This window comes from Nocardia bhagyanarayanae, assembly GCF_006716565.1.
In the GTDB taxonomy this organism is placed as follows: Bacteria; Actinomycetota; Actinomycetes; order Mycobacteriales; family Mycobacteriaceae; genus Nocardia; species Nocardia bhagyanarayanae.
Genome location: NZ_VFPG01000001.1, coordinates 2001463 through 2023682 on the forward strand (window position 1 = coordinate 2001463; position 22220 = coordinate 2023682).

The following is a 22220-nucleotide window of genomic DNA, read 5'->3' on the forward strand; positions in this document are numbered from 1 at the left end:
ATGCATATCGAGCCCGAAGCGCCCAGCGGCGGGCTTCATTCAGAAGGGGGAGTCGTGAAAGCTTTTCGGATCCTGCTGCTCGCGTCGGTTCTCGGCCTCGGGGCGATCTTCGGAGCGGGGCAGGCGCACGCGTGGTCGTCGACCGGTTCGGTGACCACGACGTGTAGCGGAACCATCGACTACTGGGGTGGCTACTTCTACTATCACACCTACCAGTGGGCCGATGCGGACGAAGACACTGTGTCGCAGGAGCATTCGTTCTCCTTCGCGGGCTTCCTCGAAGGGTTCGAGAACGCGGGCTGGGTCTACGCGGACCGCGCCTACGTCGTCTATCGCAACGGCTGGCTCGACCTGGCGGTGCCGTACCAGTCGGGGTGGGAACCGAAGATTCGCGACAACCGGTACGACACCGACACGACCGACGGGCAGTGGTACGTCCTCTGCGAGCTGTAGGTGTCGTCCGGCCGCGCGAGAGTGCGTCACCGGCCACGGGAGCTACGCCCGCCCGCGCAACCCGCCGCCCCACCGCGGCCACTGTGCCTGCGGCTTAGGGGCGGCGACCAGTGATTCCCGGTCGATATCGGTGACGAACAGCGGCAGCCGCGGCGCGAGACCGTCCAGCAGTGCGAGCAGCTTCCCGCCGAGCGCGGCCTGGTACTCGGTCATCGTCAGGCCGACGATTTGCAGGAAGGCGACCCGGCCGTTGGGCGTCGCGATGCTGCCGAGTTCCGGATCGGTGACGAAGCCTACGGCTTGGATCGCCGAGTCCGGCCGGTCCGCGGCGAGGGGGCCGTTGGCCTTGATGGTGTGGCCGGGCTCGAACCACTTGCCCGACTGGAAGACGTACCTGGCGAGGTTCTGCAAGAAGTGCGCGGGCCAGATCGGCGCCTGCGTTTCGGCGGGATCGCCCGCCAGTCGAAAGGTGAACTCGAATCCCCACCCGGAGACGTCCGGGTCGTCCCATTCCTTCGCGCCCAGCTCGCTCATGCCGTACCCGACGTAATGCCAATGCGGGACCGGGTCGGTCCGCGGGTACGCGCTGACACCCTCCAACGGGTCCGGCCCGCCCAGTGACCAGGGGTGCCCGACCGTCCAGTGCACCGGTTGTAGCTCGCCGTACAGCTGTGCCAGGGCGCCATCGATCGCATCCCGGCCGGGTCCAACACTCACCCGGTCACTTTAGGCGTACCTCCGCCTTCGCTCCGGCCGTGCGCGGGTTGTCGACGGACTTCGTCCGGCTGCGTCTTGGAGGCGTACCTCCGCCTTCGCTCCGGCCGTGCGCGGGCTGTCGACGGACTTCGTCCGGCTGCGTCTCGTAAGGCGTCGGCGGGGGTGGAAATTCCCGCAGACTCAGCCCCCAGCCGCCGATCCCCGGTGACGATGGCGGAGCGCGGTGTGCTGCCTGCTTGCTCGACCAGGGTGTGTCACCGTCGACCGCTAAGCTATAGCGATGGCGGATGAATCGACTGATACGGATTCCGACCTAGTCGCGGGCGAACGCCGGGCCGACTTGTTGCGCGCTCTGTCCTATGTGTCGACAGAATCCGGACCCGACGGCGAATACATCGTGAACGGTGATCTGCCGCCCGAAGTGGCGCCACCGTTCATTCGGGCCGTCATGCGCATCGAGGCCGAACTACTGCTGCACGACGCCGAGCTCGTCACAGTGGACAACGAGGAACCCAGGACGCCGGAGGACCGTCGCACCGACGCGCTTGTCGCGCTATTCCTGCGCATCGACGACCGGCACTGAGAACGGGGACCGCACAGCGCACCGGGGGAGGCCCGGACCTTGCACTCGACACCCTCGAGTGCTAGAAATGGCTTTGGCACTCTCGACCTGTGAGTGCCAGGGTCGGGACGGTGAGACCGGGTTTCATCGACACCCTCGGTCGTCCGTCGCGGGCACCGAACCTGGCCAGCGTAAATGGGGCGATCCGAAAGGGGTCGTCCTGTGTGTCAGCCCCATTACTAATGGAGGATCTCAACGCAATGGCCAAGACAATTGCGTACGACGAAGAGGCCCGTCGCGGTCTCGAGCGGGGTCTGAACAGCCTCGCCGACGCGGTCAAGGTGACGCTGGGCCCGAAGGGTCGCAACGTCGTCCTGGAGAAGAAGTGGGGCGCCCCCACGATCACCAACGATGGTGTTTCCATCGCCAAGGAGATCGAGCTGGAGGACCCGTACGAGAAGATCGGCGCCGAGCTGGTCAAGGAAGTCGCCAAGAAGACCGACGACGTCGCGGGCGACGGCACCACCACCGCCACCGTCCTGGCTCAGGCGCTGGTGCGCGAGGGCCTGCGCAACGTCGCGGCCGGCGCGAACCCGCTGGGTCTGAAGCGCGGCATCGAGAAGGCCGTCGAGGCCGTCACCGCCAAGCTGCTCGACACCGCCAAGGAGGTCGAGACCAAGGAGCAGATCGCCGCCACCGCCGGTATCTCGGCCGGCGACGCGTCCATCGGTGAGCTGATCGCCGAGGCCATGGACAAGGTCGGCAAGGAAGGCGTCATCACCGTCGAGGAGAGCAACACCTTCGGCCTCCAGCTGGAGCTGACCGAGGGCATGCGCTTCGACAAGGGCTACATCTCCGGTTACTTCGTGACCGACCCGGAGCGTCAGGAAGCGGTCCTCGAGGACCCGTACATCCTGCTGGTCGGCTCGAAGGTCTCGACCGTCAAGGACCTGCTGCCGCTGCTGGAGAAGGTCATCCAGGCCGGCAAGCCGCTGCTGATCATCGCCGAGGACGTCGAGGGCGAGGCCCTGTCGACCCTGGTGGTCAACAAGATCCGTGGCACCTTCAAGTCCGTCGCCGTGAAGGCCCCGGGCTTCGGTGACCGCCGCAAGGCGCAGCTCGCCGACATCGCCATCCTGACCGGTGGCGAGGTCATCAGCGAAGAGGTCGGCCTCTCGCTGGAGACCGCCGGTGTCGAGCTGCTCGGCCAGGCGCGCAAGGTCGTCGTCACCAAGGACGAGACCACCATCGTCGAGGGCGCGGGCGACGCGGAGGCCATCAAGGGCCGCGTTGCGCAGATCCGCACCGAGATCGAGAACTCCGACTCGGACTACGACCGTGAGAAGCTGCAGGAGCGTCTGGCCAAGCTGGCCGGCGGTGTCGCGGTGATCAAGGCGGGCGCGGCCACCGAGGTGGAGCTCAAGGAGCGCAAGCACCGCATCGAGGACGCCGTCCGCAACGCGAAGGCCGCCGTCGAAGAGGGCATCGTCGCCGGTGGTGGCGTGGCCCTGCTGCAGTCGGCTCCGGCGCTGGACGCGCTGAACCTGACCGGTGACGAGGCCACCGGCGCGAACATCGTCAAGGTCGCGCTGTCGGCTCCGCTGAAGCAGATCGCGTTCAACGCCGGCCTCGAGCCCGGCGTGGTCGCCGAGAAGGTCGCCAACCTGCCCGCGGGCAGCGGCCTGAACGCCGACTCCGGCGAGTACGAGGACCTGCTGGCCGCCGGCGTCGCCGACCCGGTCAAGGTCACCCGCTCGGCTCTGCAGAACGCGGCCTCCATCGCGGCCCTGTTCCTGACCACCGAGGCCGTCGTCGCCGACAAGCCGGAGAAGGCCGCCGCTCCCGCCGGCGACCCGACCGGTGGCATGGGCGGCATGGACTTCTGATCCCCGGATCAGCGAGTTCTCGCTAGTCACGAAGGCCGGTCCACCCTCGGGTGGACCGGCCTTCCGCGTTTTTCGGGAGCGCCGCTACCGCGCTGTGCGCCCGAGCGATTCGTTCGCGTTCCCTCGCGGCTAGGCGGTGGCGGGGAGGCGGAGGCGTTCGGCTAGTTCGTTGAAGATGTAGAAGTTGGGGATGGCGGCGACGGGGGCGAGGGAGATCCAGGTGCCGTCGACCTTGATGCGGACCAGTCCGCTGCGGGCGTCGATGAGCTGGATGCGGTCCCAGGGATAGACCTGATTGCGGAAGCTGAGGGCGACCAAGTCGAGGCCGATATCGCCGAAGTGGACGGTTTCGCCGTTGTCGATTCTCAGGACCGCGCGCGGCAGTTGGGTGCCGGTGATGGCGGACTGGATCGCCCTGCCCCATTCGCGCGCGTCGGCGAACTCGGTGTCGTCGAAGGCCGCGTGCGCGCCGTTGGGTCCGCTCATCTCCAGCGAATACTCGACGCGCGAGGTGTTCTGGAACGGAATGACCTGTTGGCGCACTTCGGCGGTGTCCCATCGGAATCCGGCGATCTGCTCGCCGGACCGGTACACGGTCATGCCGTGATCGAACAGATCGAGCCGCGCCGAGCGGTTCTGCTGGTTCTGCCGCCCGCGCACCGAGGCCAGCGTGGCAGGCAGCAGTGCGACGACGCCGACGGCGACTCCGCCCGCGAAGGATCCGACCGCGGCACAGATCACACCGACGGCCGCGAGCCCGCCCGCGACGATCCCGCACCCGCGCACGAAGGTGTCGCTCACCGGTGCGGGGAGAAATGTTTGGCGGTGTGTGCCGAGCTTTTCGTACTCGGCCATCAGGTGTATCAGCTGCGACAACGGTATGGTGCGCCGGACGCCGGTTCCGCCTTCACCGTCCTCCGGCATGCTCGGAGTGGTCAATAGTCCCTCCATGAGGCGGTTTTCATCCGCGCGAAGCGTATTCCACCGGACCGAATATCGCTACCGCAACCCCCGGTGAATTCGCGCGTCGGTGTCATCGCGTATTCACCCCTGGAGCACGAAGGCGACCAGAAAACCTGCCGCCGTGGCCATTCCGACCCACCAGCCGCCCTCGCGATACGCCTCCGGCATGAGCGAATCGGCCAAAACGGCGATGGTCGCGCCGCCCGCGAAAGCTTGCACGGCGCTGATATGGGTGTCGGAGAGATTGTCCGCGAGACTGTTTCCCAGCACCGTGACGAAGACGAGAACCGCGCCGGTCGCCGCCCACAGCCCGAACGCGCGAGCCTGTTCGAATCCGTGTTCGCTGCGCATGAGCGCCGCGCCGCCGATGGCCTCGGGCACGTTGCCCACGGCCACCGCGACCAGCAGCACCAGCCCGCCGCCCGAGGTCAGCGAGACGCCGAGCGCGGTGTTCTCCGGCACGCCGTCCAGGATGGTGCCGAGCATCAGCGCCCAGCCGATGGCCGCCGCGCCCAATTTCGTCTCGATCAGATGGTTGGCGACCACGTAGACACCGGCGCCCGCGAACAACGCCGCCCCGGCGATCACCGCGCCCGCCTGGTGGAAGGCCGGTTCGAACAGTTCCGAGGACACCGCCGCGATCATGGTGCCCGCGCCGAACGCCATCAGCGACGCGAGCAGCGGCTTCGGCAGCGACCAGCGCAGCCCGATGGCCGCGCCGACCAGCAGCGGTACCGCGGTGCCGAGACCGTAGAGCAGTGCCTTCAGCATGCGCCTCACCCTAAAGGGAAAGCGCCGCTTCGGCTTCGCTCCTGCGCCGTCCGGGCCAGTCGAGCGCCCGGACAAGGCAACTCGCTCAGATGCCGGTGACCGAGACGACGCGGAAGGCGCTCGGCGTGCCGGGACCCATCGGCCCACCCTTGTCGAACTGCGAGGCGACCACCAGCACGCGCTCGCCGTCGCGCACCAAAGTGGTTGGAATGTCCAACGTCTCGTCGGTGAGCTGTTCCGCCAGCCGCGCGGACGCGCCGTCCTCGGTCAGTGTCCAGCGCGAGATCGTGTCGGTGGTGTTGTGGGCGACCCACAGCGTGTCGCCGCGCAGCTCGAGACCGTCGCCGTTCGTCATATCCCCGCCGTGCAATTCGACTTTCCGGATCGGCGCGTCGGCGGTGAGATCGACGCGATAGAGGTCGCCGCCGACCATGTCGACCACCAGCAGGTACCGCCCGGACGGGTCCGCGACCAGGCCGTTGAGGTTGAAACTCGCTGGCTCGCGCGGTTCGATGACGCCGCCGAGCTCGAATAGCGGTGCCAATTCGGCGCGTCCGCCCTGCGCGGCGGCCGCGCGCACCTGCTCGGGGGTGACCCGGTAGACCACGGCGCGCACGCTGTCGGTGAGGTAGGCGGTGCCGTCCGGGGTGATGACGACGTCGTTGACGAAGCGCGGTTCGGCGCCGGGCACGTCGAAGCGGGCGAGCAGCGCGCGAGAAGCCATGTCGTACACGGCGACTCCTACCGTCGAGTCGGTCACCCACAGGTGGCCCGATCCGTCGACCTTCAATCCGTTCGCGGTCTTTCGCCCGTCGGCGCCCTCCGGCAGGAACACCTCGGCCCGCTCGGCGTCGGCCGTGGCGCGGTAGATCGCGCCGGTGCTGTACGAGCCGACGTAGGTGTCGCCGGTGCGGGCGTCCAGTGCGATGCCCTCGGGATAGACGCGGTCACCTGGCAATTCGTAGGCGGTGGTTACCCGCGGTGCCGCGTCGGGCGAGCCGCAGGCCGTCAGCGCGGCGAGCGTGAGGAGGGCGATCGGGAGGGTGCGCGTGCGGGACATGCCGGGACCTTTCGAATGTGCTCACATTGAAGAATGTCTACGAACATAGATTAGAGTTCTAATGGTCGTCAAGGCTCGAACTAGGTGACGAGCGGATACCATGCCAGGCATGACCCCTATGCCCGCCGCCGAACGCATCGGCTCCTACGTCAAGCGCGCGGAGCAGGCCCTGGCGACGGCGAAGAACGCCGCACTGAAGCCCGCGGGGGTCACCGTCGCGCAGTACTCCGCGCTGCTGTTCCTCTCCGAGAACCCGGGCATCTCGGCGGCGGCCTTGGCGCGACTGTGCGGCGTCACCCCGCCGACCATGAACACCGTGCTCGGCAACCTGCAGGAGCGCGGCCTCATCGAGCGGACCCCGCACGCCTGGCACAAAAACGTCCTCGAGACGCGTCTCACCGAGCGTGGCGAGTCGGTGATGAAGGACGCCGACGCGCGCGCGATCCGGGTCGAGCGTTCGGTGGCCGCCGCGTTCACCGCCGCCGAACGCGACGCCCTCATCGACCTGCTGACCCGCTGCGCCGACGCCTTCGACGCGGCCCGCCCCGAGGACGCGCCCACGGCGAACAAATAGGCCCGCCTGGACTGCGGGTTCCGTTACCTGCTCCTGAGGGTGTGGCCGCCCAGCAAGCAAGGGCCGACATTGTCGGAAGAGAACTGGGGCGGTCCACCAAGATCGAGCAGCTAGTCGCGAACGTCCGCGCCGACCCGGGCGACGTCGGTAGTCTGCGGTGATGGCGCACCTGCATGCGATCGGATTGGCGCTGGTCGCCGCGCTGTGCATCGCGTTCAGCGCCGTCATGCGGCACTGGGCGGCGGCGCGGGTGCCGGATGTGGATCTCGGGCGTCTCGGCGCGATCGGCAGCCTGGTTCATCGGCCGCTGTGGTGGTTCGGCACGGCGGTCGGCGCGGGCGGTTACGTCTTCCAGGCGATGGCGCTCGGTCGCGGATCGGTGCTTCTGGTGCAGTCGCTCCTGGTGAGTTCGCTGCTGTTCGCCTTGCCGCTGGCGGCGACTCTCTCCGGGCGTGCGATTCGGCATTCGGAATGGTTGTGGGCTCTGGTGCTCAGCGTCGCCATCGTGGTGCTTCTGGTCGTCGGCGATCCGCGGCAGGGGAAACAGCATGTGGCGTCTTGGCATTGGGCGTTGACCGCCGCGATCGGCGTCCCCCTCTTCGCGGCTTGCCTGCTCGGCGCGCGACAGCCGGGCAGGCGGCGGGCGCTGCTGCTCGGCGTCGCGGCGGGCGCACTGTTCGGCATCGCGGCGGTGCTGACGAAAGGCCTGGTCACATTGATCGGCGAGGGGGCCGCCGCGGTGTTCGGGTCCGCGGAGACCTACGCCCTCGTCGTGGTGGGCGCCGCCGCGGTGGTCCTCCAACAGGACTCCTACCAGGCGGGGGCACTGCAAGCTTCACTGCCCGCCGCGACGGTGACCGAACCCGTCGTCGCCGGGGCACTCGGCATCCTGCTGCTGGACGAGTACTTCGACGTCGACGGCCCCCACGTCATCCTGCTGACTCTCGCCCTGGCCGCGATGACCGCCGCCACCCTCGCCCTGGCCCGCTCGGCCGCCACCGAATCCACCGCGACCCCCGCCTCGATCCACTGACTCCGGTTCTGGGCTCCCGTAGGCTGCATTCATGTCGCGCGGCGAGATCGAAGGCGTGCTCTACGACATCGACGGCGTGCTGGTTACCTCCTGGCGCGCGCTCGAGGGAGCGCGTGAAGCCGTGCGTGAATTGCGTGAAAAAGGTTTGCGCCGAGCATTTCTCACCAACACCACGTCGAGAACGTGCGCCGAGATAGGCGATCGGTTGAAGTCGGCCGGATTCGAGATCGATATGGCGGAAATCGTCACGGCGGCCAGACTGACCGCCGAATTCCTGCGCCGCCGCTATCCGGATGCTCGCGTCTGGGTGTTGAATCACGGCGACATCGAAGCGGACCTGGCCGGGCTCGAACTCGTCGAGGATGATCCCGACGTGGTCGTGATCGGCGGTGCGGGAACGGAATTCACGCACCGCGCGCTCAGCAGGGTGGTCGAGCTGATGCTGGACGGCGTGCCGGTCGTCGCTATGCAGGGCGGCCTCACGTGGGCCACCGACGACGGCCTGCGTATCGACGCGGGCGCGTATCTACCTGGTCTCTCGGCGGCGGGCAACGCGGAGATCGAGGTGATCGGCAAGCCCGCCCCGACGGGCTTCCGCACCTGCGCGCAGCTCATGGATCTGGAGCCCGCCGACATCGTGATGGTCGGCGACGACCTGCATTCCGATGTGCTGGCCGCGCAAGCCGTCGGCATGACGGGCGTGCTCGTGCGGACCGGAAAGTTCCGGCCCGGTGTGCTCGCCGCCTCCGACCGCGCGCCGGACCACGTGATCGACTCCGTGGCCGCGCTGCCGGAACTGCTGTCGACCAGCGGCGTCGCCGGATGAAGGGTCGGGACCGGTCCGTTCGAAAAAAGTTCTACGAAATTCCTCCAAAAGCCTTCCGGCGCGGCGGATTGCTCGGTATCGTCCGTGGCGGCAAACAGCCAGTGACAACGGAGTTGCGATGGTCGGATCGGAGGATTGGTTGATCTAGCTACTAGGCTGCCAACTTTCGGCTAACGCGCGGTCGGTCGAAGGTTGAGACGAAGGGCCCGATCCATGACGAGGGGATCGGGCCCTTCGGTATTGTCTGCCCCAATGTCACAGGATGCGAATACGGGACGAATGTATGCCGGGCAACCCGTAGAGGACCGGCAACGCCAGCGGCGTGCGCGTTTTCTGGAATCAGGCCTGACGGTCTTTGCGCGCGACGGATACGCCAATAGTTCGGTGGGCGCCATCTGTAAAGACGCCGGGCTCTCCTCGCGACAGTTCTACGAGGAGTTCACCGGGCGCGAGTCACTCCTACTAGAGCTCTACGAGCAAATCGACAAGGAGTCGCGCGAAGCGGTGACCGCCGCGCTCGACAAGAAGACCGACGCGTCCGCGCTGGAGATCATCGACGCCGCGGTGCGCGCCTACGTCGAGTCCATCGGCGCCGATCCGCGCAAGGCGCGCGTCGCGCTCGTCGAGGTGGTCGGCGCCGGGCCGAAGGTGGAGAAATTCCGCCTGGAGCTGCGTCGCGTGTGGGGCTCGCTACTGGCGAGCGCCGCGGAGGACGCGGCCATGCACGGCGAAATCCCGCCGGGTGACTACGAAATGCGGGTGCTGGCGATCATCGGCGCGGTCAACTACGTGGTGGATTCGTGGAGCGGCTCGGATCCGCGACCGCCGCTGGACGACGTGATCCGCGTGCTGAGCCGGGTGATCATGGGCGCGGTCGGCGCGTAGCGGACCGGGTGGTCGGCTGCCCGCGCGGCGGTGTACGACGCCGCGCGGTAGCGTGCGCAGCATGCAGACAGTTCCGATCCAGGTGCCGGACGGCAGCACCATTCCGGTGCGGTTGATTCCGGCCGAGGGTCAGCACCGGCATCCGGTGACGCCCGACGCGCCGCGCCCCGTCGTGGTGATCGTGCCCGGGCTCGGCGTGCCGGGCGCGTACTACGAACTGGTCGCCCAGCAGCTCGCCGCGCGCGGATTCGATGCCGCCATCGGCGAATTGCGCGGCAACGGCGACAGCCGCCCTCGACCGAGCCCGACCAGCACCTACGGCTACCACGAACTGGTGTCGGTGGACTTCCCCGCCATCTTGCAGGTGGTGCGCGACCGGTTCCCGGCGAGCACGCCCTACCTGCTCGGACACAGCATGGGCGGTCAGCTCGCCGTCATGTACGCGGCGCGGGTGCGCGGCAGGCTCGGCGGGCTGATCCTCGTCGCTTCCGGCACGCCGTACTACCGCGGCTATCGCGGATTGTTCAGTCCCGGAATGCTGTTCGGCACCGCCGCGGCCTCGCTGACCGCGAGCCTCGCCGGTTTCTGGCCCGGCGACCGGATCACCGTCGGCGGCTTCGGACCCCAGTCGAAGGTGCTCATCTCCGACTGGGCTCGGCTGGCGCGCACCGGCCGGTTCGTTCCGGTCGGCGCCGATATCGACTACGAGGAGCGCATCGCCCGGCTGAAGCTGCCGGTCCTGTCGATCACCATCGCGGGCGACGAGCTCACCCCGCGCGGTTCGGCCGAACATCTGAACGGCAAGATGCCCGCCGCCGAGCTGACCACCTGGCATCAGCCGGAACGGTTGGGGCACAACGGCTGGATCCCGGATCCGAATTCGACCGTCGACCGCATCGAGAAGTGGCTGCGCGACCGCTGATCGTCTCAGCGGCTCCGTGTCGACCGGTCCGCGAAGCCGTCCAGGATCGCCTCGACGCCGATCTCGAAGTAGTCACCGCCCTCGGCGAGCGTGATGCCTTCGCGGGCGCCGGACTTGGGAGCGCGCCGTGTGGCATCGCCGTCGCGCACCGCCGCGACGGCCTGGCTCAGGATGTGACCGATCACGTAGTCGCGTAGACAGCGGGTCAGCTGACGCGCGTGGCCGGGCTCGAAACCCGTGCCCTGCAACCGTTCGATCATCCAGTTGCCGATCTCGGTCGCGGCGGGGCTGAGCACCGGCCGGGTGGCGAAGACCGGCACCGCGTTCGGATGCCTGCGCAGCGTCGAGCGCAGCCTGCGGGCGTACGCGCGCAGCAGGTCACGCCAATCCTCCTGCCACGGGAGGCTTTCCATCTCCAGCTCGGCGAACATGGCCGCCGCGATCCCGTCGAACAGATCCTGCTGATCGGTGTAATGCCGGTACGCCGCCATCGGATCGGCGCCAAGCGCGGCTCCGAGCTTGCGCATGGAGAAGCCGTCGAGCCCGGTCTCATCGATGACCATCAGCGCGACGGCCGCGATGTAGTCGCGGTTCAGCGCGGTGCGGGTGGGCGGTGTCCGCTTGCGCGGTGTCATCCGGCGAACGGCGGATCGTCGAGGCGCCTGACAACACGGCACGCCGGGTACCGCAGCATGCGGCGCGCCGGGAAGGACGTGGCGGGCATGCGGTCATGGTAGACGCCGCCCCTCCTGTCTACGATATAGATGGCATCTACGGCGTAGACGTTTGCCGCGCGGTGGCCCCGGGGAACGCAACGGTGGCGCATCGCAAGCGCCGAATCCGGCCGAGGGCGGCGCACGAAGCGGTACATTTCTTCGACTCGGGTTCGGCAAGGGACGGGCACATGGTCGAGTTGATATCTCCACCCGACGCGATCTTCCTGGTGAACGAGTCGCGGGAACACCCGATGCACGTCGGCTCGCTCCAGCTGTTCCAGCCACCGGACGGCGCGGGTCCCGACTTCGCCAGGATCATCCACGAACAAATGCTCGCGATGCCGGTGCGCAAGCGCCTGTTCCGCAAACGTCCGGGCACCCTGCTCGGCGGCATCTCGAGCCTCACCTGGTCCTATGACGACGAGGTCGATCTGGACTATCACCTGCGCCGCTCCGCGTTGCCCTCGCCGGGCCGGGTGCGGGAACTGCTCGATCTCACCTCCCGGCTGCACAGCAGTCTGCTCGACCGGCACCGCCCGCTGTGGGAGCAGCGTTTGATCGAGGGCCTCGACGACGGTCGCCTCGCGGTCTACACCAAGGTCCACCACGCGCTGATCGACGGCGTCTCGGCGCAACTGTTGCTCCAGCGCACGCTGAGCACCGACCCCGACGCGACCGACGTCCAGGTGCCGTGGACTTCCTCCGGTGCGGGCAGACGCCGCGGTGGTCCGTCGCTGGCCGGGCGCGCGGTGGGCGCGCTGCGCGGAATCGGCGGCATCGCGCCGTCGACCCTTGCGCTGGCCAAGCAGGCGCTCACCGAACACCGGCTCGCCCTCCCGTTCGACGCGCCGGACTCGATGTTCAACGTGCGGATCGGGGGAGCGCGCCGCTGCGCGGCGCAATCCTGGCCGCTGGCGCGGATCAGGGCGGTGAAGGCGGCGGCCGACGTCACCGTCAACGACGTGGTCCTCGCGATGTGCTCGGCGGCGCTGCGCTGCTATCTGCTCGAGCACGACGCGCTACCGGATCGGTCGCTCATCGCGATGGTCCCGGTGTCGCTACGGCACGACGGCGCGGGCGAGGAGAGCGGCAACAGCGTCGGCACGATCCTGTGCAACCTCGGCACCCATCTGCCCGACCCCGCCGACCGCCTGCGGACGATCAGCGAGTCGATGAGCGAGGGCAAGCGGTTGTTCGCGCAGCTGCCCAAGACGCAGGCACTCGCGGTGTCGGCGCTGATGATCGCGCCGCTCGGTCTGTCGACCGTCCCGGGCTTCGTCTCGATGACGCGCCCGCCGTTCAACATCGTGATCTCGAACGTGCCCGGCCCGCGCGAACCGATGTACTGGAACGGCGCGCGGCTGGACGGCAACTATCCGATGTCGATCGTGCTGGACGGCCAGGCGCTCAACATCACCGTGACGTCCAACGCGGGCAACCTCGATTTCGGCGTGGTCGGCTGCCGCCGCAGCGTGCCCCACCTCCAGCGGATCCTCCGGCACCTGGAGGCGGGGCTCGCCGAGCTGGAGCACGCCACCGGCGTGAGTCCTATTCGCTCTTCTCCATGAGCATTTGGGTGAAGAACTCGTAGATCAGCGCGGCCTGGAACGCCATCTGCTTGTTGTCCGCGGCGCCGCCGTGCCCGCCCTCGATGTTCTCGTGGTACCAGAGCGTGTGGCCCTGCTCCTCCAGCAGCGCGGCCATCTTGCGCGCGTGCCCGGGATGGACGCGGTCGTCGCGGGTGGAGGTGGTGAGCAGGATGGGCGGGTAGTCGGCGTCGGCGCGCACGTTCTGGTACGGCGAGTACTTGCCGATGTACTCCCACTCCTCCGGCTTGTCCGGGTCGCCGTACTCCGCCATCCACGAGGCGCCGGCCAGCAGCAGGTGGTAGCGCTTCATGTCGAGCAGCGGGACCTGGCAGACGATGGCGCCGAACAGCTCCGGGTACCGCGTCAGCATCACGCCCATCAGCAGACCGCCGTTGCTGCCGCCCACCGCGCCGAGCTGCCGCGGGGTGGTGATGCCGCGATCGACGAGATCCCTCGCGATGGCGGCGAAATCCTCGTACACCTTGTGGCGGTTGGCCTTCTGCACCGAGGTGTGCCACTCCGGGCCGTACTCGCCGCCGCCGCGGATGTTGGTCATCACCCAGGTGCCGCCGCGCTCCAGCCAGCCCATCCCGGACGCGCCGCTGTAGGCGGGCGTGCGGGACACCTCGAAACCGCCGTAGCCCGACATGACCGTGGGGCCCGGCTCGTCTTTGCGGTCGCGGTGTCGGATCACGAAGTACGGCACCATCGTTCCGTCGTCGGAGCGGGCGAAGAACTGCTCGGTCTCGACGCCGTCGGCGTCGAAGAACGCGGGCTCCTGCTTGAGCTGCTCGGTGCTGCCGCCGACCGCGCTGGCGAGCAGTGTGGCGGGGGTGGTGAAACCGCTTGTGGTGAGCATGAACTCGTCACCGCCTTCCAGCGGGTCCAGGTTCATGACGCTGGTCGTCGCCATCGGGGGCGTGTCGGCCAGCGGCTCGACGGTCCACCCGCCGGGGCCGGGAGTCAGTACGTGCAACTTGGTCTGCACGTCCTGGAGGGTGATGAGCAGCAGGTGGTTCTCGGTCCAGCCGTAGCCGTGCAGCGACGTGTGCGCGTCGGGGGTGAACAGCGCCTCGAATTCCCTTGCGCCGGAGAGGAAGCTCTCGAAATCGGTGGCAAGCAGCGCACCCGCCGGGTAGGTCACGCCGCCCACTTCCCACGGCGACTTCAAACGGACCAGAAGCCAGTCCTTGTACCAGGATTCGCTGGCATCGGTCGGCACGTCGATGTGGCGCAGTGTGCCGTCGGCCTCGATGAGGTAGACCTCTTCGTTGAAGAAGTCGGTGGCGCGGCCGACGAAATGGCGTTCGTAGCCGGGGGTGCGGTCGTAGCCCGCCGAGACCGCGACGTCCTCCTCCGCGCCCTCGAAAACCGTTTCGGCGTCGGCGAGGTCGGTTCCGCGCCGCCAGCGCTTGGCGATGCGCGGGTATCCGGATTCGGTCAGCGAACCCGGCCCGAAATCGGTGCCGACGTACACCGAGTCGACGTCGATCCAGCGGATCTCCGATTTCGCCTCGGGCAGAAAGTAGCCTCCGTCCGTCTGTTCGATGAATTCTTTTCGCTCGATGTCGAATTCGCGAACGACCTTGGCGTCGGCGCCGCCCCGGGACAGGCTGACGAGCGCGCGCGACTGTTCCGGCCGCAGCACCGCGGCCCCGCCCCACACCCAGTTCTCACCCTCTGCGGCGGCCAGCGCGTCCAGATCGATCAGCACGTCCCAGTCCGGCGATTCCTTGGCGTACTCGGCGAACGTGGTGCGCCGCCAGAGGCCGCGCGGGTGCTCGGCGTCGCGCCAGAAGTTGTACAGCCAGCGCCCGCGCCGACCCGGGTAGGCGATCTTGGTGTCGGTGTCGAGCATGTCGAGGATGCGGCGTTCCAGCTCGGTGAACCGCTCGGTCGAGGCGAAGCGCTCACCGACGACCTCGTTGTGGGCGCGCGCCCACTCCAGTGGCCGTTCGCCGGTCACCTCTTCCAACCACAGGTATGGATCGTTCACGTTCTGCTCGACGCCGCTCATGTCAACTATTGTTGCTGAGCGGCGTCCTCCCTGCGTGCGCGGTTACCAGAAGTGTGCGACGTCGAGTACGACTCGCGATCCGGCGCCGGGGCCGTCCAGCGTGAACACCCGAAACGGCAGCCGCGCGCGCACGCCGACGCCCAAGGTGGTCTGGCCTTCGAACGAGCCCGCCCAGGCGACCTGCCGGAAGGTTCGATAGCCGGCGACTCGCGTCAGTTCGCCGCGGTCGGCCGGGTGGTAGGTGAGATTGCCCGCGTTGTCGTAGGCCGGAGCGTGCACCGTCACGCTCAGGAACGCGTCGCCGCGCAGCGGGACGGGCGCACCGGAGGCGTCCATGCTCACCGAGCCGACGTAGGTCGCGCGGTATCCGGTGACCGGACCGGCGACATCGATGACGAGCCGGTCGAAACACTGGTGGCGACCGGAGCGCACATTCGTGACGGCCGCGGTCGAATGGTTCGGCTCGGTCTTCTCGAGCGAACCCCAGACCAAGCCGCAATAGGAGGGGGTCGCGTGGGCGGAGTCGGGAATGATCAAGACTGCGATTCCGGCGACCAGCGCGGAAATCAGAACGAGGAAGCGACGCACGTCGCACCGCCTTGGGGCAGTTGGGATGAAGCACACGGGAAATCGGTCGAATCCGACAATTCGTTAGCCCCCGTTGTGTCGCGGATCCGTCTCGAATTCGTCGCTGCCCCGCTCATTAAGATCGGAATTTTCCGTACCGAACGACAGGAGTCCGAATTTGGCCGCCTTCCTGTGGGAGCAGCACTGCTGTCTGCCGCTGCTGCCCACCGCCGACATCGCGGAGTTGGCCAGGTATCCGCTGGGCTCCTACCTGTCGGTGAATGTCGGCTACTCCAGGCAGCACACCGCCGATTCGCTCACGCTGGTGCGGCAGTTTCGCCGGGACGCGTTGGCGGACGGAAGGTTTCGATTGGTCCGCGGTCTGGATGATCTCGGTGATCCGGAACGGATCTCGCTCGCCTTCGATCTGGAGGACTCGGGACCGCTCGGCGGCGATCTGGACAACGTCGAGGTGTTCCACGAACTCGGCGTGCGCTCGCTGCTGCCGACCTACAACCACGCCAACGCGGCGGGCTGCGGCTGCCTCGACTCCGAGGACACCGGACTTACCGGTTACGGCAGGGATTTGGTGCGCAAGCTCAACGAGGTCGGCGTGTTCGTCGACGGCGCGCACTGCTCGCGGCGCACGGGGCTGGACCTCGCCGAACTCACCGCCGTGCCGATGATCTACAGCCATGCCAATTTCGCCGCGCTGTGGGATCACCCGCGCAACATCACCGACGAGCAGGCGAGGGCGTGCGCCGAGACCGGCGGCGTCATCGGTGTCAACGGCGTCGGAATCTTCCTGGGACACAACGAGCCCGACGAGCGCGCCCGGCGTGTAGCGGCTATGGCCGATCACATCCGATACGGTGTGGAACTCGTCGGCGTGGAGCACATCGGCATCGGCTCGGACTACTCCTTCGACGGCGCGGATTTCAATGCCGAGTTGTTCGCCAACCCGGGCGCGTTTTCCGAGGCGTACACCAAATGGGGTCCGCTGCAATGGGTCCCGCCGGAGGACCTGCTCGGCGTCGGCGTGGGTCCCGGACTGGACGCCGAGCTCGCCGCACGCGGGTTCACCGAGGGCGAGCGCGCGGCGGTGTTCGGTGAGAACTTCCGCAGGGTCGCCGAGCAGGTCTGGCGGAACTGACTCACCCGAGACGCACGAGCATCTTGCCGGTATTGGCGCCCGACAGCACGCCGAGGAATGCGGCCGGCGCCTGCTCCAGCCCTTCGTAGACGGTCTGCCTGGTGCGCAGGGTGCCGTCGGCCAGCCAGGCGGCGGCCTTGGCGATGTACTCGCCGAAGATCGGGAAGTAGCTGCTCACCAGCATCCCCCGCAGTGAAATCTCTTTGGTCGCAGCGAGATACAAGTCGGGCCCTTGCTCGCCGGTCGCGCCGTTGTATCCGCTGATCGCGCCGACCAGCGCGACCCGGCCCTTCGGCCGCATGGCCGCCACCGCGGCGCGCAGGTGCTCGCCGCCGACGCTGTCCAGGTAGACGTCGATGCCCTCCGGCGCGGCCTCGGCGAGCTGCCCCGCCAGGTCACCCGCGCGGTAGTCGATCGCGGCGTCGAAACCGAACTCCTCCAGCAGCAGAGCGGTTTTCGCCGGGCCGCCCGCCGAGCCGACGACCCGGCCCGCCCCCAGCGCCTTGGCGAGCTGGCCCGCGACGCTACCCACCGCGCCTGCCGCCGCCGAGATGAAGACGGTGTCGCCGGGGCGGACCGGCGACACGTCGGTGAGTGCCGCGTACGCGGTGAGCCCGGTGGTCCCGAGCGCTCCGAGGAAGTGCTGCGGCTCGGCCGCGGACGTATCGATCGGTGTCGCGAGTTCGTCATCGAGGATCGAGTGTTCTCGCCACCCCGCGAAGTGGGTCACCGTGGCGCCCACGGTAATCCGCTCCGATCGCGAGGCGATCACCTCGCCGACCGCCGAGCCCTCCAGCGCCGCGCCGACCTCGAACGGTGCGATGTAGGACGGGCGATCGTCCATCCGGCCGCGCATGTACGGGTCGACCGACATCCAGGTATTGCGCACCAGGATCTGCCCTTCGGCGAGTTCGGGGATCGGCCGCGTCACCAGCGCGAAGTTCGCGTGGGTCGGCGCACCCTCGGGCCGGGCCGCCAAGTGGATCTCCCTGGTCGTGATCGGCAGTGTGGTGTTCGAAATCGCCTGTGTGGTCATCTGTTTCGCACTTCCTCCGAGAACGATCCGGACCGTTCCATCCGGTACCGATGACGTTATGAGCGCCCCGGACGACTTCCCAGGTCCGCTGCCGCCACCAACCGGTCCGAACGCGCCACGAAGCGGGCGCGCCTGTCGGCCTGAGGCGCCACCTGCCCGACGATGTGCCGCATGGCGAAACCTGCGAGAGCCGGGTCGCGCTGCTGCACCGCCTACCATTTCGTGCCGGGCTCGCCGCCACGGGCTTCGCACGGCTGAGAGCTCGGTGGAACGTGCGGGCGGTATGGGCGCACCTCGCCCCGCCTCGGCGTTCATGAAAGTGCGCCGCGGGCTCGTGCGCGTAGGCGGGGCGAGGACGCGTGGCGGGGTAGTGCGCGTAGGCGGAGCGGCCGCGCACGCGGCCGCGATCCAGTGTGGGTTGTCGCGTCGCCGGGGCAGGTCGGCCGCCTCAGGCGTGCCGACGGGCCGAAGGTGAGCTGCCGGTCCAGCGCTGGAACGCCTTGCGCAACGCGCGGTCGTCGGCGAAGCCGAGGCGGTCGGCGACGGTCGCGGTGGTGAGTCCATGGTCGAGAAGCCTTTTCGCGCGTTCGTAGCGGGCCAGGTCGACCTCGTGCCGCCATCCGGTGTCGTGCTCGGCGAGTCGACGTTGCAAGGTGCGCGGGCTCACGGCCAGGCGGTGGGCGACCGCGGCGAGGGAAGGTTCGCCCTGGTCGAGGATGGCGTCCAGGGCGGTGCGGAAGGCTTCGAGTGGGCCGGGGACCGGCTTGGCGGTGGCGAGCACCAGGTCGGCGTGGCTGCGCAGCAGGTCGGCGAGCATCGGGTCGGCGCGGGGGAGCGGTGCGGCGGCGTCGGCGGCGGTGAAGGTGATGGTGTCGGCGGGCGCGTCGAATTCGATGCGGTCGGTGCCGAAGGCGGTGGTCAACACGTCGTGGGTGGCCGGGGCGGCGCGGCTGAAGGTGAGCCGGGCAGGGACGACGGGGCGGCCGATCGCCTCGCGGGCGCGCCGCAGGTAGTAGGCCAGCACGTACTCGTTGACCACCGCGGCGACGTCGGGATCGCCCGCGGTGGTGCGGTAGCCGACGGTGAGTTCGCCGGGGTGGTCCAGCTCGAAGCCTTCGGCGGCGGCGGTCACCACCCGGTGATAGGGCTGGGCCGCCCGCAGCGCGTCGGCCAGCGTCGGACCGGTGGTGACGAGGTAGTCCCAGGTGGTCAGTGTCCCGAGCGGCGCGGCCCGCGCCACGGCCAGACCGGCTCCGGGCTCCGGCCTCGCCCGCGCGAGCAATTCCCACAGGTCGACGAGCGAGCGCAGCGGAATCCGGTTGAGTTCACCGGCCAGCGCGGCATCATCGATCGCGGGAATGCGGGCCAGCCGCGCCGGATCGACGTCCGATAGCCGAACGACATCACGGACCAAGCGGACGAGATGCGTCGAGGTGGTGCCGTCGATCGGATCGGGCGGCCGGACCTCGTCCGCACCGCTCGATCCGCCGTTCACCACGACCCCAGGGTAGGCGTATCTCCGCACCCGCTCCGGCCGTCAGCGCGCTCTGGACGGACTGCGTCCGGCTGCGAGTGCGGGCTGGGCGGTGATGGCCGCGGTGCGCGGGTTGCAGCTCGCGCGGGGTTCGTCCGTCCCCCTGTGCCCGGCATCTCACCGAACCGGGACCACGGTGGGTGAACTCCCGGCAACGGAGTTAGGCTCGGTGGCGTGACTTCCCACTACGATGTCGTCGTTCTCGGCGCTGGTCCCGGCGGTTATGTCGCCGCGATCCGCGCCGCTCAACTCGGCCTGCGAACAGCGATCGTCGAGCAGAAATACTGGGGCGGTGTGTGCCTGAACGTGGGCTGCATCCCGTCGAAGGCGTTGCTGCGCAATGCCGAACTCGCGCACATTTTCACCAAGGAGGCCAAAACCTTCGGCATCACCGGTGAGGCGAGCTTCGACTTCGGCGCGGCGTTCGACCGCAGCCGCAAGGTGGCGGACGGCCGGGTCAAGGGCGTCCACTTCCTCATGAAGAAGAACAAGATCGACGAGTTCGACGGCAAGGGCACTTTCGTCGACGCGAACACGCTCTCGGTCGAGCTGTCCAAGGGCGGCACCGAGACCGTCACGTTCGACAACGTGATCATCGCGACGGGCACCGTCACCAAGCTGCTGCCCGGCACCCAGCTCAGCGCCAACGTGGTCACCTACGAAGAGCAGATCATGACCCGGGATCTGCCCGGTTCGATCCTCATCGTCGGCGCGGGCGCGATCGGCATGGAGTTCGGCTACGTCCTGAAGAACTACGGCGTCGACGTGCGCATCGTGGAGTTCCTGGACCGCGCGCTGCCCAACGAGGACGCCGACGTCTCCAAGGAGATCACCAAGGCGTACAAGAAGCTCGGCATCACCATCACCACCGGTGCGGCCGTGCAGTCCATCGACGACGACGGGTCCAAGGTCACCGTCTCGATCAAGGACAACAAGTCCGGCTCGGTGGAGACCGTCACCGTCGACAAGGTGCTGCAGGCCGTCGGCTTCGCGCCGCGGGTGGAGGGCTACGGCCTGGAGAACACCGGCGTGCAGCTCGAACGCGGCGCCATCGCCATCGACGACTACATGCGCACCAACGTGCCGCACATCTACGCCATCGGTGACGTCACCGGGAAGCTGCAGCTCGCGCACGTCGCGGAGGCGCAGGGCGTGGTCGCGGCCGAGACCATCGGCGGCGCGGAGACCGTCACCCTCGGTGACTACCGCATGATGCCGCGCGCGACCTTCTGTCAGCCGCAGGTGGCCAGCTTCGGTCTCACCGAGGAGCAGGCGCGCGCCGAGGGCTACGACGTGAAGGTCGCGACCTTCCCGTTCACCGCCAACGGCAAGGCGCACGGCCTCGGCGACGCGACCGGTTTCGTGAAGCTGATCTCCGACAACAAGTACGGCGAGCTGATCGGCGGCCACCTGATCGGACCCGACGTCTCGGAGCTGCTGCCCGAGCTGACCCTGGCCCAGAAGTGGGACCTGACGGTCAACGAGCTCGCGCGCAACGTGCACACCCACCCGACGCTCAGCGAGGCGCTGCAGGAGGCCATCCACGGTCTCGCGGGCCACATGATCAACTTCTGAGCCATGCGAAAACGGTGGCGCTCGGTCCGAAAGGGCCGGGCGCCATTGTTTTTGGTATACAGCGAAGATGCTTCGCCGAATGCTGGTCGGGACCGCACTCGCCCTGGTCCTCGTGGTGCTGCTCGGTGCAGGCACCTATTTCCTGATGAACTCGCGCACCTATCAGGTGGCGGGGCGGCTGGTCGACCGGGTCGACACCGCGGACAAAGTGGTCGCGCTGACGCTCGACGACGGACCCTCCGACAACGCGCCCGAAGTCCTGAAAGTCCTTGCCGACGCGGGTATTCCGGCCACGTTCTACCTGAATGGACGTGATCTCGCGGCCCGGCCAGAGGCCGGTAGGGCGATCGCCGCCGCGGGCCATGAGATCGGCAACCACACCTACAACCACCGCCGCATGGTGTTCGTCTCCGACGAGACCGTGCGCGCCGAGATCGAGGACACCGACGCCGAGATCGCGAAGACCGGCTACCGCGGACCCATCACCTTCCGCCCGCCCTACGGCAAGAAACTCTTCGCGCTGCCCGGATACCTCGCCGAACACGACCGCACCACCGTCATGTGGGACGTCGAACCGGACTCCGGCAAGATCGCCACCACCGACGAGATCGTCGGCGAAACCCTCGCCAAGGTCCGTCCCGGCTCCATCATCCTGCTGCACGTCATGAGCAACCCGGACTCCCTCGCCGCCATCCCCCGCATAGCCGCCCGACTACGCGCCGACGGCTACACCTTCCTCCCCGTCTCCCAACTCCTCACCCGCTGACGTACGACCGGGAAGCGCTCGGCCGAGGATCTCCTCGACGACGTCGCTCTTGGCATTCGCGTAGTGCTGGACGAACTTCCAGTCACGCTGGGCCAGTTCCCGTTTGACTTGCTCGTAGTACTTCCTGTCGTCGTCGTGCGTGCGGAGCCGGTCGCGAAAGGCCAGGATGCGTTCGATCTCGGGTGCGCCCGACTCCGGGTCGAGGACGTGCAGGTTCACGCTCCACCGCGCGCCGTCCTCCACTCGCCGGACGAGACAGCGATGCTGGTACCAGTCCGGTTGCCGGATCCGCAATGTGTAGCCGGCGGCTTCGAGAGCCGGAACGTACGCGGCCTCATCGGCGGCGTCTGGGACGACCAGCAGGATGTCGATCAGCGGTTTGGCCGAGAGCCCGGGCACAGAGGTCGAGCCGGTGTGCTCGATCCGCAACGCGAGCGGACCGAGCGCCGCGCGTATCGCGGCTTCGTCCTCGGCGTACCAGGCGGGCCATTCGGGGTTGTAGTCCTCGATGACGATCTCGACGGCGTACGGCTTCAACACGCCGACTGTCGCTGCCGCGAGTTCGTCGTCCGAGTCCAACCTGGCCATACATCACCCTATCGAGGGAACGAGGCC

22 protein-coding genes are annotated in these 22220 nt (G+C 68.2%); 12 read left to right on the forward strand and 10 right to left on the reverse strand.

Going from position 1 to position 22220, the window contains the following annotated elements; genetic code table 11:
• Positions 1 to 54: 54 nt before the first annotated feature.
• Positions 55 to 453, forward strand: coding sequence for a hypothetical protein (locus FB390_RS08370; protein WP_141808447.1), 399 nt, complete (start codon positions 55 to 57; stop codon positions 451 to 453).
• Positions 454 to 495: 42 nt separating this feature from the next.
• On the opposite strand, the gene FB390_RS08375 is transcribed toward FB390_RS08370, so the two are convergent.
• Positions 496 to 1170 carry a suppressor of fused domain protein gene (locus FB390_RS08375; RefSeq protein WP_141808448.1) on the reverse strand — a complete coding sequence of 225 codons (675 nt, stop codon included), beginning with the start codon at positions 1168 to 1170 and terminating at the stop codon, positions 496 to 498.
• 280 nt (positions 1171 to 1450) lie between these two features.
• On the opposite strand from FB390_RS08375, the gene FB390_RS08380 reads away from it, so the two are divergent.
• On the forward strand, positions 1451 to 1753 hold the full coding sequence (locus tag FB390_RS08380; RefSeq protein ID WP_141808449.1) for a hypothetical protein: 303 nt from the start codon (positions 1451 to 1453) through the stop codon (positions 1751 to 1753).
• 239 nt (positions 1754 to 1992) lie between these two features.
• Positions 1993 to 3618: a chaperonin GroEL gene (gene groL / locus FB390_RS08385; RefSeq protein ID WP_097245505.1), complete on the forward strand. Its 1626-nt coding sequence runs from the start codon at positions 1993 to 1995 to the stop codon at positions 3616 to 3618.
• Between the two features lie 129 nt (positions 3619 to 3747).
• Here groL and FB390_RS08390 read toward each other — a convergent pair whose 3' ends face one another.
• The 3 genes from FB390_RS08390 to FB390_RS08400 all read right to left on the reverse strand — a co-directional run bounded on the left by FB390_RS08390 (position 3748) and on the right by FB390_RS08400 (position 6412).
• Positions 3748 to 4557 (reverse strand): DUF6585 family protein, encoded by an 810-nt coding sequence (locus tag FB390_RS08390; RefSeq protein WP_246123918.1) that lies wholly within the window; start codon positions 4555 to 4557, stop codon positions 3748 to 3750.
• 105 nt (positions 4558 to 4662) lie between these two features.
• Positions 4663 to 5352, reverse strand: a complete 690-nt coding sequence (locus FB390_RS08395; RefSeq protein ID WP_141808450.1) for a ZIP family metal transporter — start codon at positions 5350 to 5352, stop codon at positions 4663 to 4665.
• Between the two features lie 85 nt (positions 5353 to 5437).
• The gene (locus tag FB390_RS08400) at positions 5438 to 6412 is read right to left on the reverse strand and encodes an SMP-30/gluconolactonase/LRE family protein (protein ID WP_141808451.1); all 975 of its coding nucleotides are present in this window, start codon (positions 6410 to 6412) and stop codon (positions 5438 to 5440) included.
• 109 nt (positions 6413 to 6521) lie between these two features.
• On the opposite strand from FB390_RS08400, the gene FB390_RS08405 reads away from it, so the two are divergent.
• The 5 genes from FB390_RS08405 (at position 6522) to FB390_RS08425 (ending at position 10652) form a co-directional block, all read left to right on the forward strand.
• Positions 6522 to 6986, forward strand: a complete 465-nt coding sequence (locus tag FB390_RS08405) for a MarR family winged helix-turn-helix transcriptional regulator (RefSeq protein ID WP_246123919.1) — start codon at positions 6522 to 6524, stop codon at positions 6984 to 6986.
• 160 nt (positions 6987 to 7146) lie between these two features.
• Positions 7147 to 8019: a DMT family transporter gene (locus FB390_RS08410; protein WP_141808452.1), complete on the forward strand. Its 873-nt coding sequence runs from the start codon at positions 7147 to 7149 to the stop codon at positions 8017 to 8019.
• 31 nt (positions 8020 to 8050) lie between these two features.
• Positions 8051 to 8845 (forward strand): HAD-IIA family hydrolase, encoded by a 795-nt coding sequence (locus tag FB390_RS08415; RefSeq protein ID WP_141808453.1) that lies wholly within the window; start codon positions 8051 to 8053, stop codon positions 8843 to 8845.
• Between the two features lie 279 nt (positions 8846 to 9124).
• Positions 9125 to 9730 (forward strand): TetR/AcrR family transcriptional regulator, encoded by a 606-nt coding sequence (locus FB390_RS08420; protein WP_067791193.1) that lies wholly within the window; start codon positions 9125 to 9127, stop codon positions 9728 to 9730.
• Positions 9731 to 9791: 61 nt separating this feature from the next.
• Positions 9792 to 10652 carry an alpha/beta hydrolase family protein gene (locus tag FB390_RS08425; protein WP_141808454.1) on the forward strand — a complete coding sequence of 287 codons (861 nt, stop codon included), beginning with the start codon at positions 9792 to 9794 and terminating at the stop codon, positions 10650 to 10652.
• 5 nt (positions 10653 to 10657) lie between these two features.
• Here the strand turns inward: FB390_RS08425 and FB390_RS08430 are convergent, their stop codons facing one another.
• On the reverse strand, positions 10658 to 11287 hold the full coding sequence (locus FB390_RS08430; protein WP_141808455.1) for a TetR/AcrR family transcriptional regulator C-terminal domain-containing protein: 630 nt from the start codon (positions 11285 to 11287) through the stop codon (positions 10658 to 10660).
• A 269-nt stretch (positions 11288 to 11556) separates the two neighbouring features.
• On the opposite strand from FB390_RS08430, the gene FB390_RS08435 reads away from it, so the two are divergent.
• Positions 11557 to 12936: a WS/DGAT/MGAT family O-acyltransferase gene (locus tag FB390_RS08435; protein ID WP_141808456.1), complete on the forward strand. Its 1380-nt coding sequence runs from the start codon at positions 11557 to 11559 to the stop codon at positions 12934 to 12936.
• Here the strand turns inward: FB390_RS08435 and FB390_RS08440 are convergent.
• Together FB390_RS08440 and FB390_RS08445 are read right to left on the reverse strand one after the other, a co-directional pair.
• Positions 12917 to 14974, reverse strand: coding sequence for a prolyl oligopeptidase family serine peptidase (locus FB390_RS08440; protein ID WP_141808457.1), 2058 nt, complete (start codon positions 14972 to 14974; stop codon positions 12917 to 12919). The genes FB390_RS08435 and FB390_RS08440 overlap by 20 nt on opposite strands.
• 42 nt (positions 14975 to 15016) lie before the next feature.
• On the reverse strand, positions 15017 to 15562 hold the full coding sequence (locus FB390_RS08445; protein WP_141808458.1) for an AMIN-like domain-containing (lipo)protein: 546 nt from the start codon (positions 15560 to 15562) through the stop codon (positions 15017 to 15019).
• Positions 15563 to 15719: 157 nt separating this feature from the next.
• Between FB390_RS08445 and FB390_RS08450 the strand changes: the two genes are divergently transcribed.
• A complete protein-coding gene (locus tag FB390_RS08450; RefSeq protein ID WP_141808459.1) occupies positions 15720 to 16694 on the forward strand; it encodes a dipeptidase in 975 nt (324 codons plus the stop codon).
• A gap of 1 nt (position 16695) precedes the next feature.
• On the opposite strand, the gene FB390_RS08455 is transcribed toward FB390_RS08450, so the two are convergent.
• Positions 16696 to 17730, reverse strand: a complete 1035-nt coding sequence (locus tag FB390_RS08455) for an NADP-dependent oxidoreductase (protein ID WP_141808460.1) — start codon at positions 17728 to 17730, stop codon at positions 16696 to 16698.
• A gap of 448 nt (positions 17731 to 18178) precedes the next feature.
• On the reverse strand, positions 18179 to 19225 hold the full coding sequence (locus FB390_RS08460) for an AraC family transcriptional regulator ligand-binding domain-containing protein (RefSeq protein ID WP_141808461.1): 1047 nt from the start codon (positions 19223 to 19225) through the stop codon (positions 18179 to 18181).
• A gap of 213 nt (positions 19226 to 19438) precedes the next feature.
• Between FB390_RS08460 and lpdA the strand changes: the two genes are divergently transcribed.
• Both lpdA and FB390_RS08470 read left to right on the forward strand, forming a co-directional pair.
• Positions 19439 to 20839, forward strand: a complete 1401-nt coding sequence (gene lpdA / locus FB390_RS08465) for a dihydrolipoyl dehydrogenase (RefSeq protein WP_141808462.1) — start codon at positions 19439 to 19441, stop codon at positions 20837 to 20839.
• 79 nt (positions 20840 to 20918) lie between these two features.
• The gene (locus tag FB390_RS08470; protein WP_246123920.1) at positions 20919 to 21605 is read left to right on the forward strand and encodes a polysaccharide deacetylase family protein; all 687 of its coding nucleotides are present in this window, start codon (positions 20919 to 20921) and stop codon (positions 21603 to 21605) included.
• Here FB390_RS08470 and FB390_RS08475 read toward each other — a convergent pair.
• Positions 21552 to 22193 carry a GrpB family protein gene (locus FB390_RS08475; RefSeq protein ID WP_141808464.1) on the reverse strand — a complete coding sequence of 214 codons (642 nt, stop codon included), beginning with the start codon at positions 22191 to 22193 and terminating at the stop codon, positions 21552 to 21554. The two genes, FB390_RS08470 and FB390_RS08475, sit on opposite strands and share 54 nt — an antisense overlap.
• Positions 22194 to 22220 lie beyond the last annotated feature (27 nt).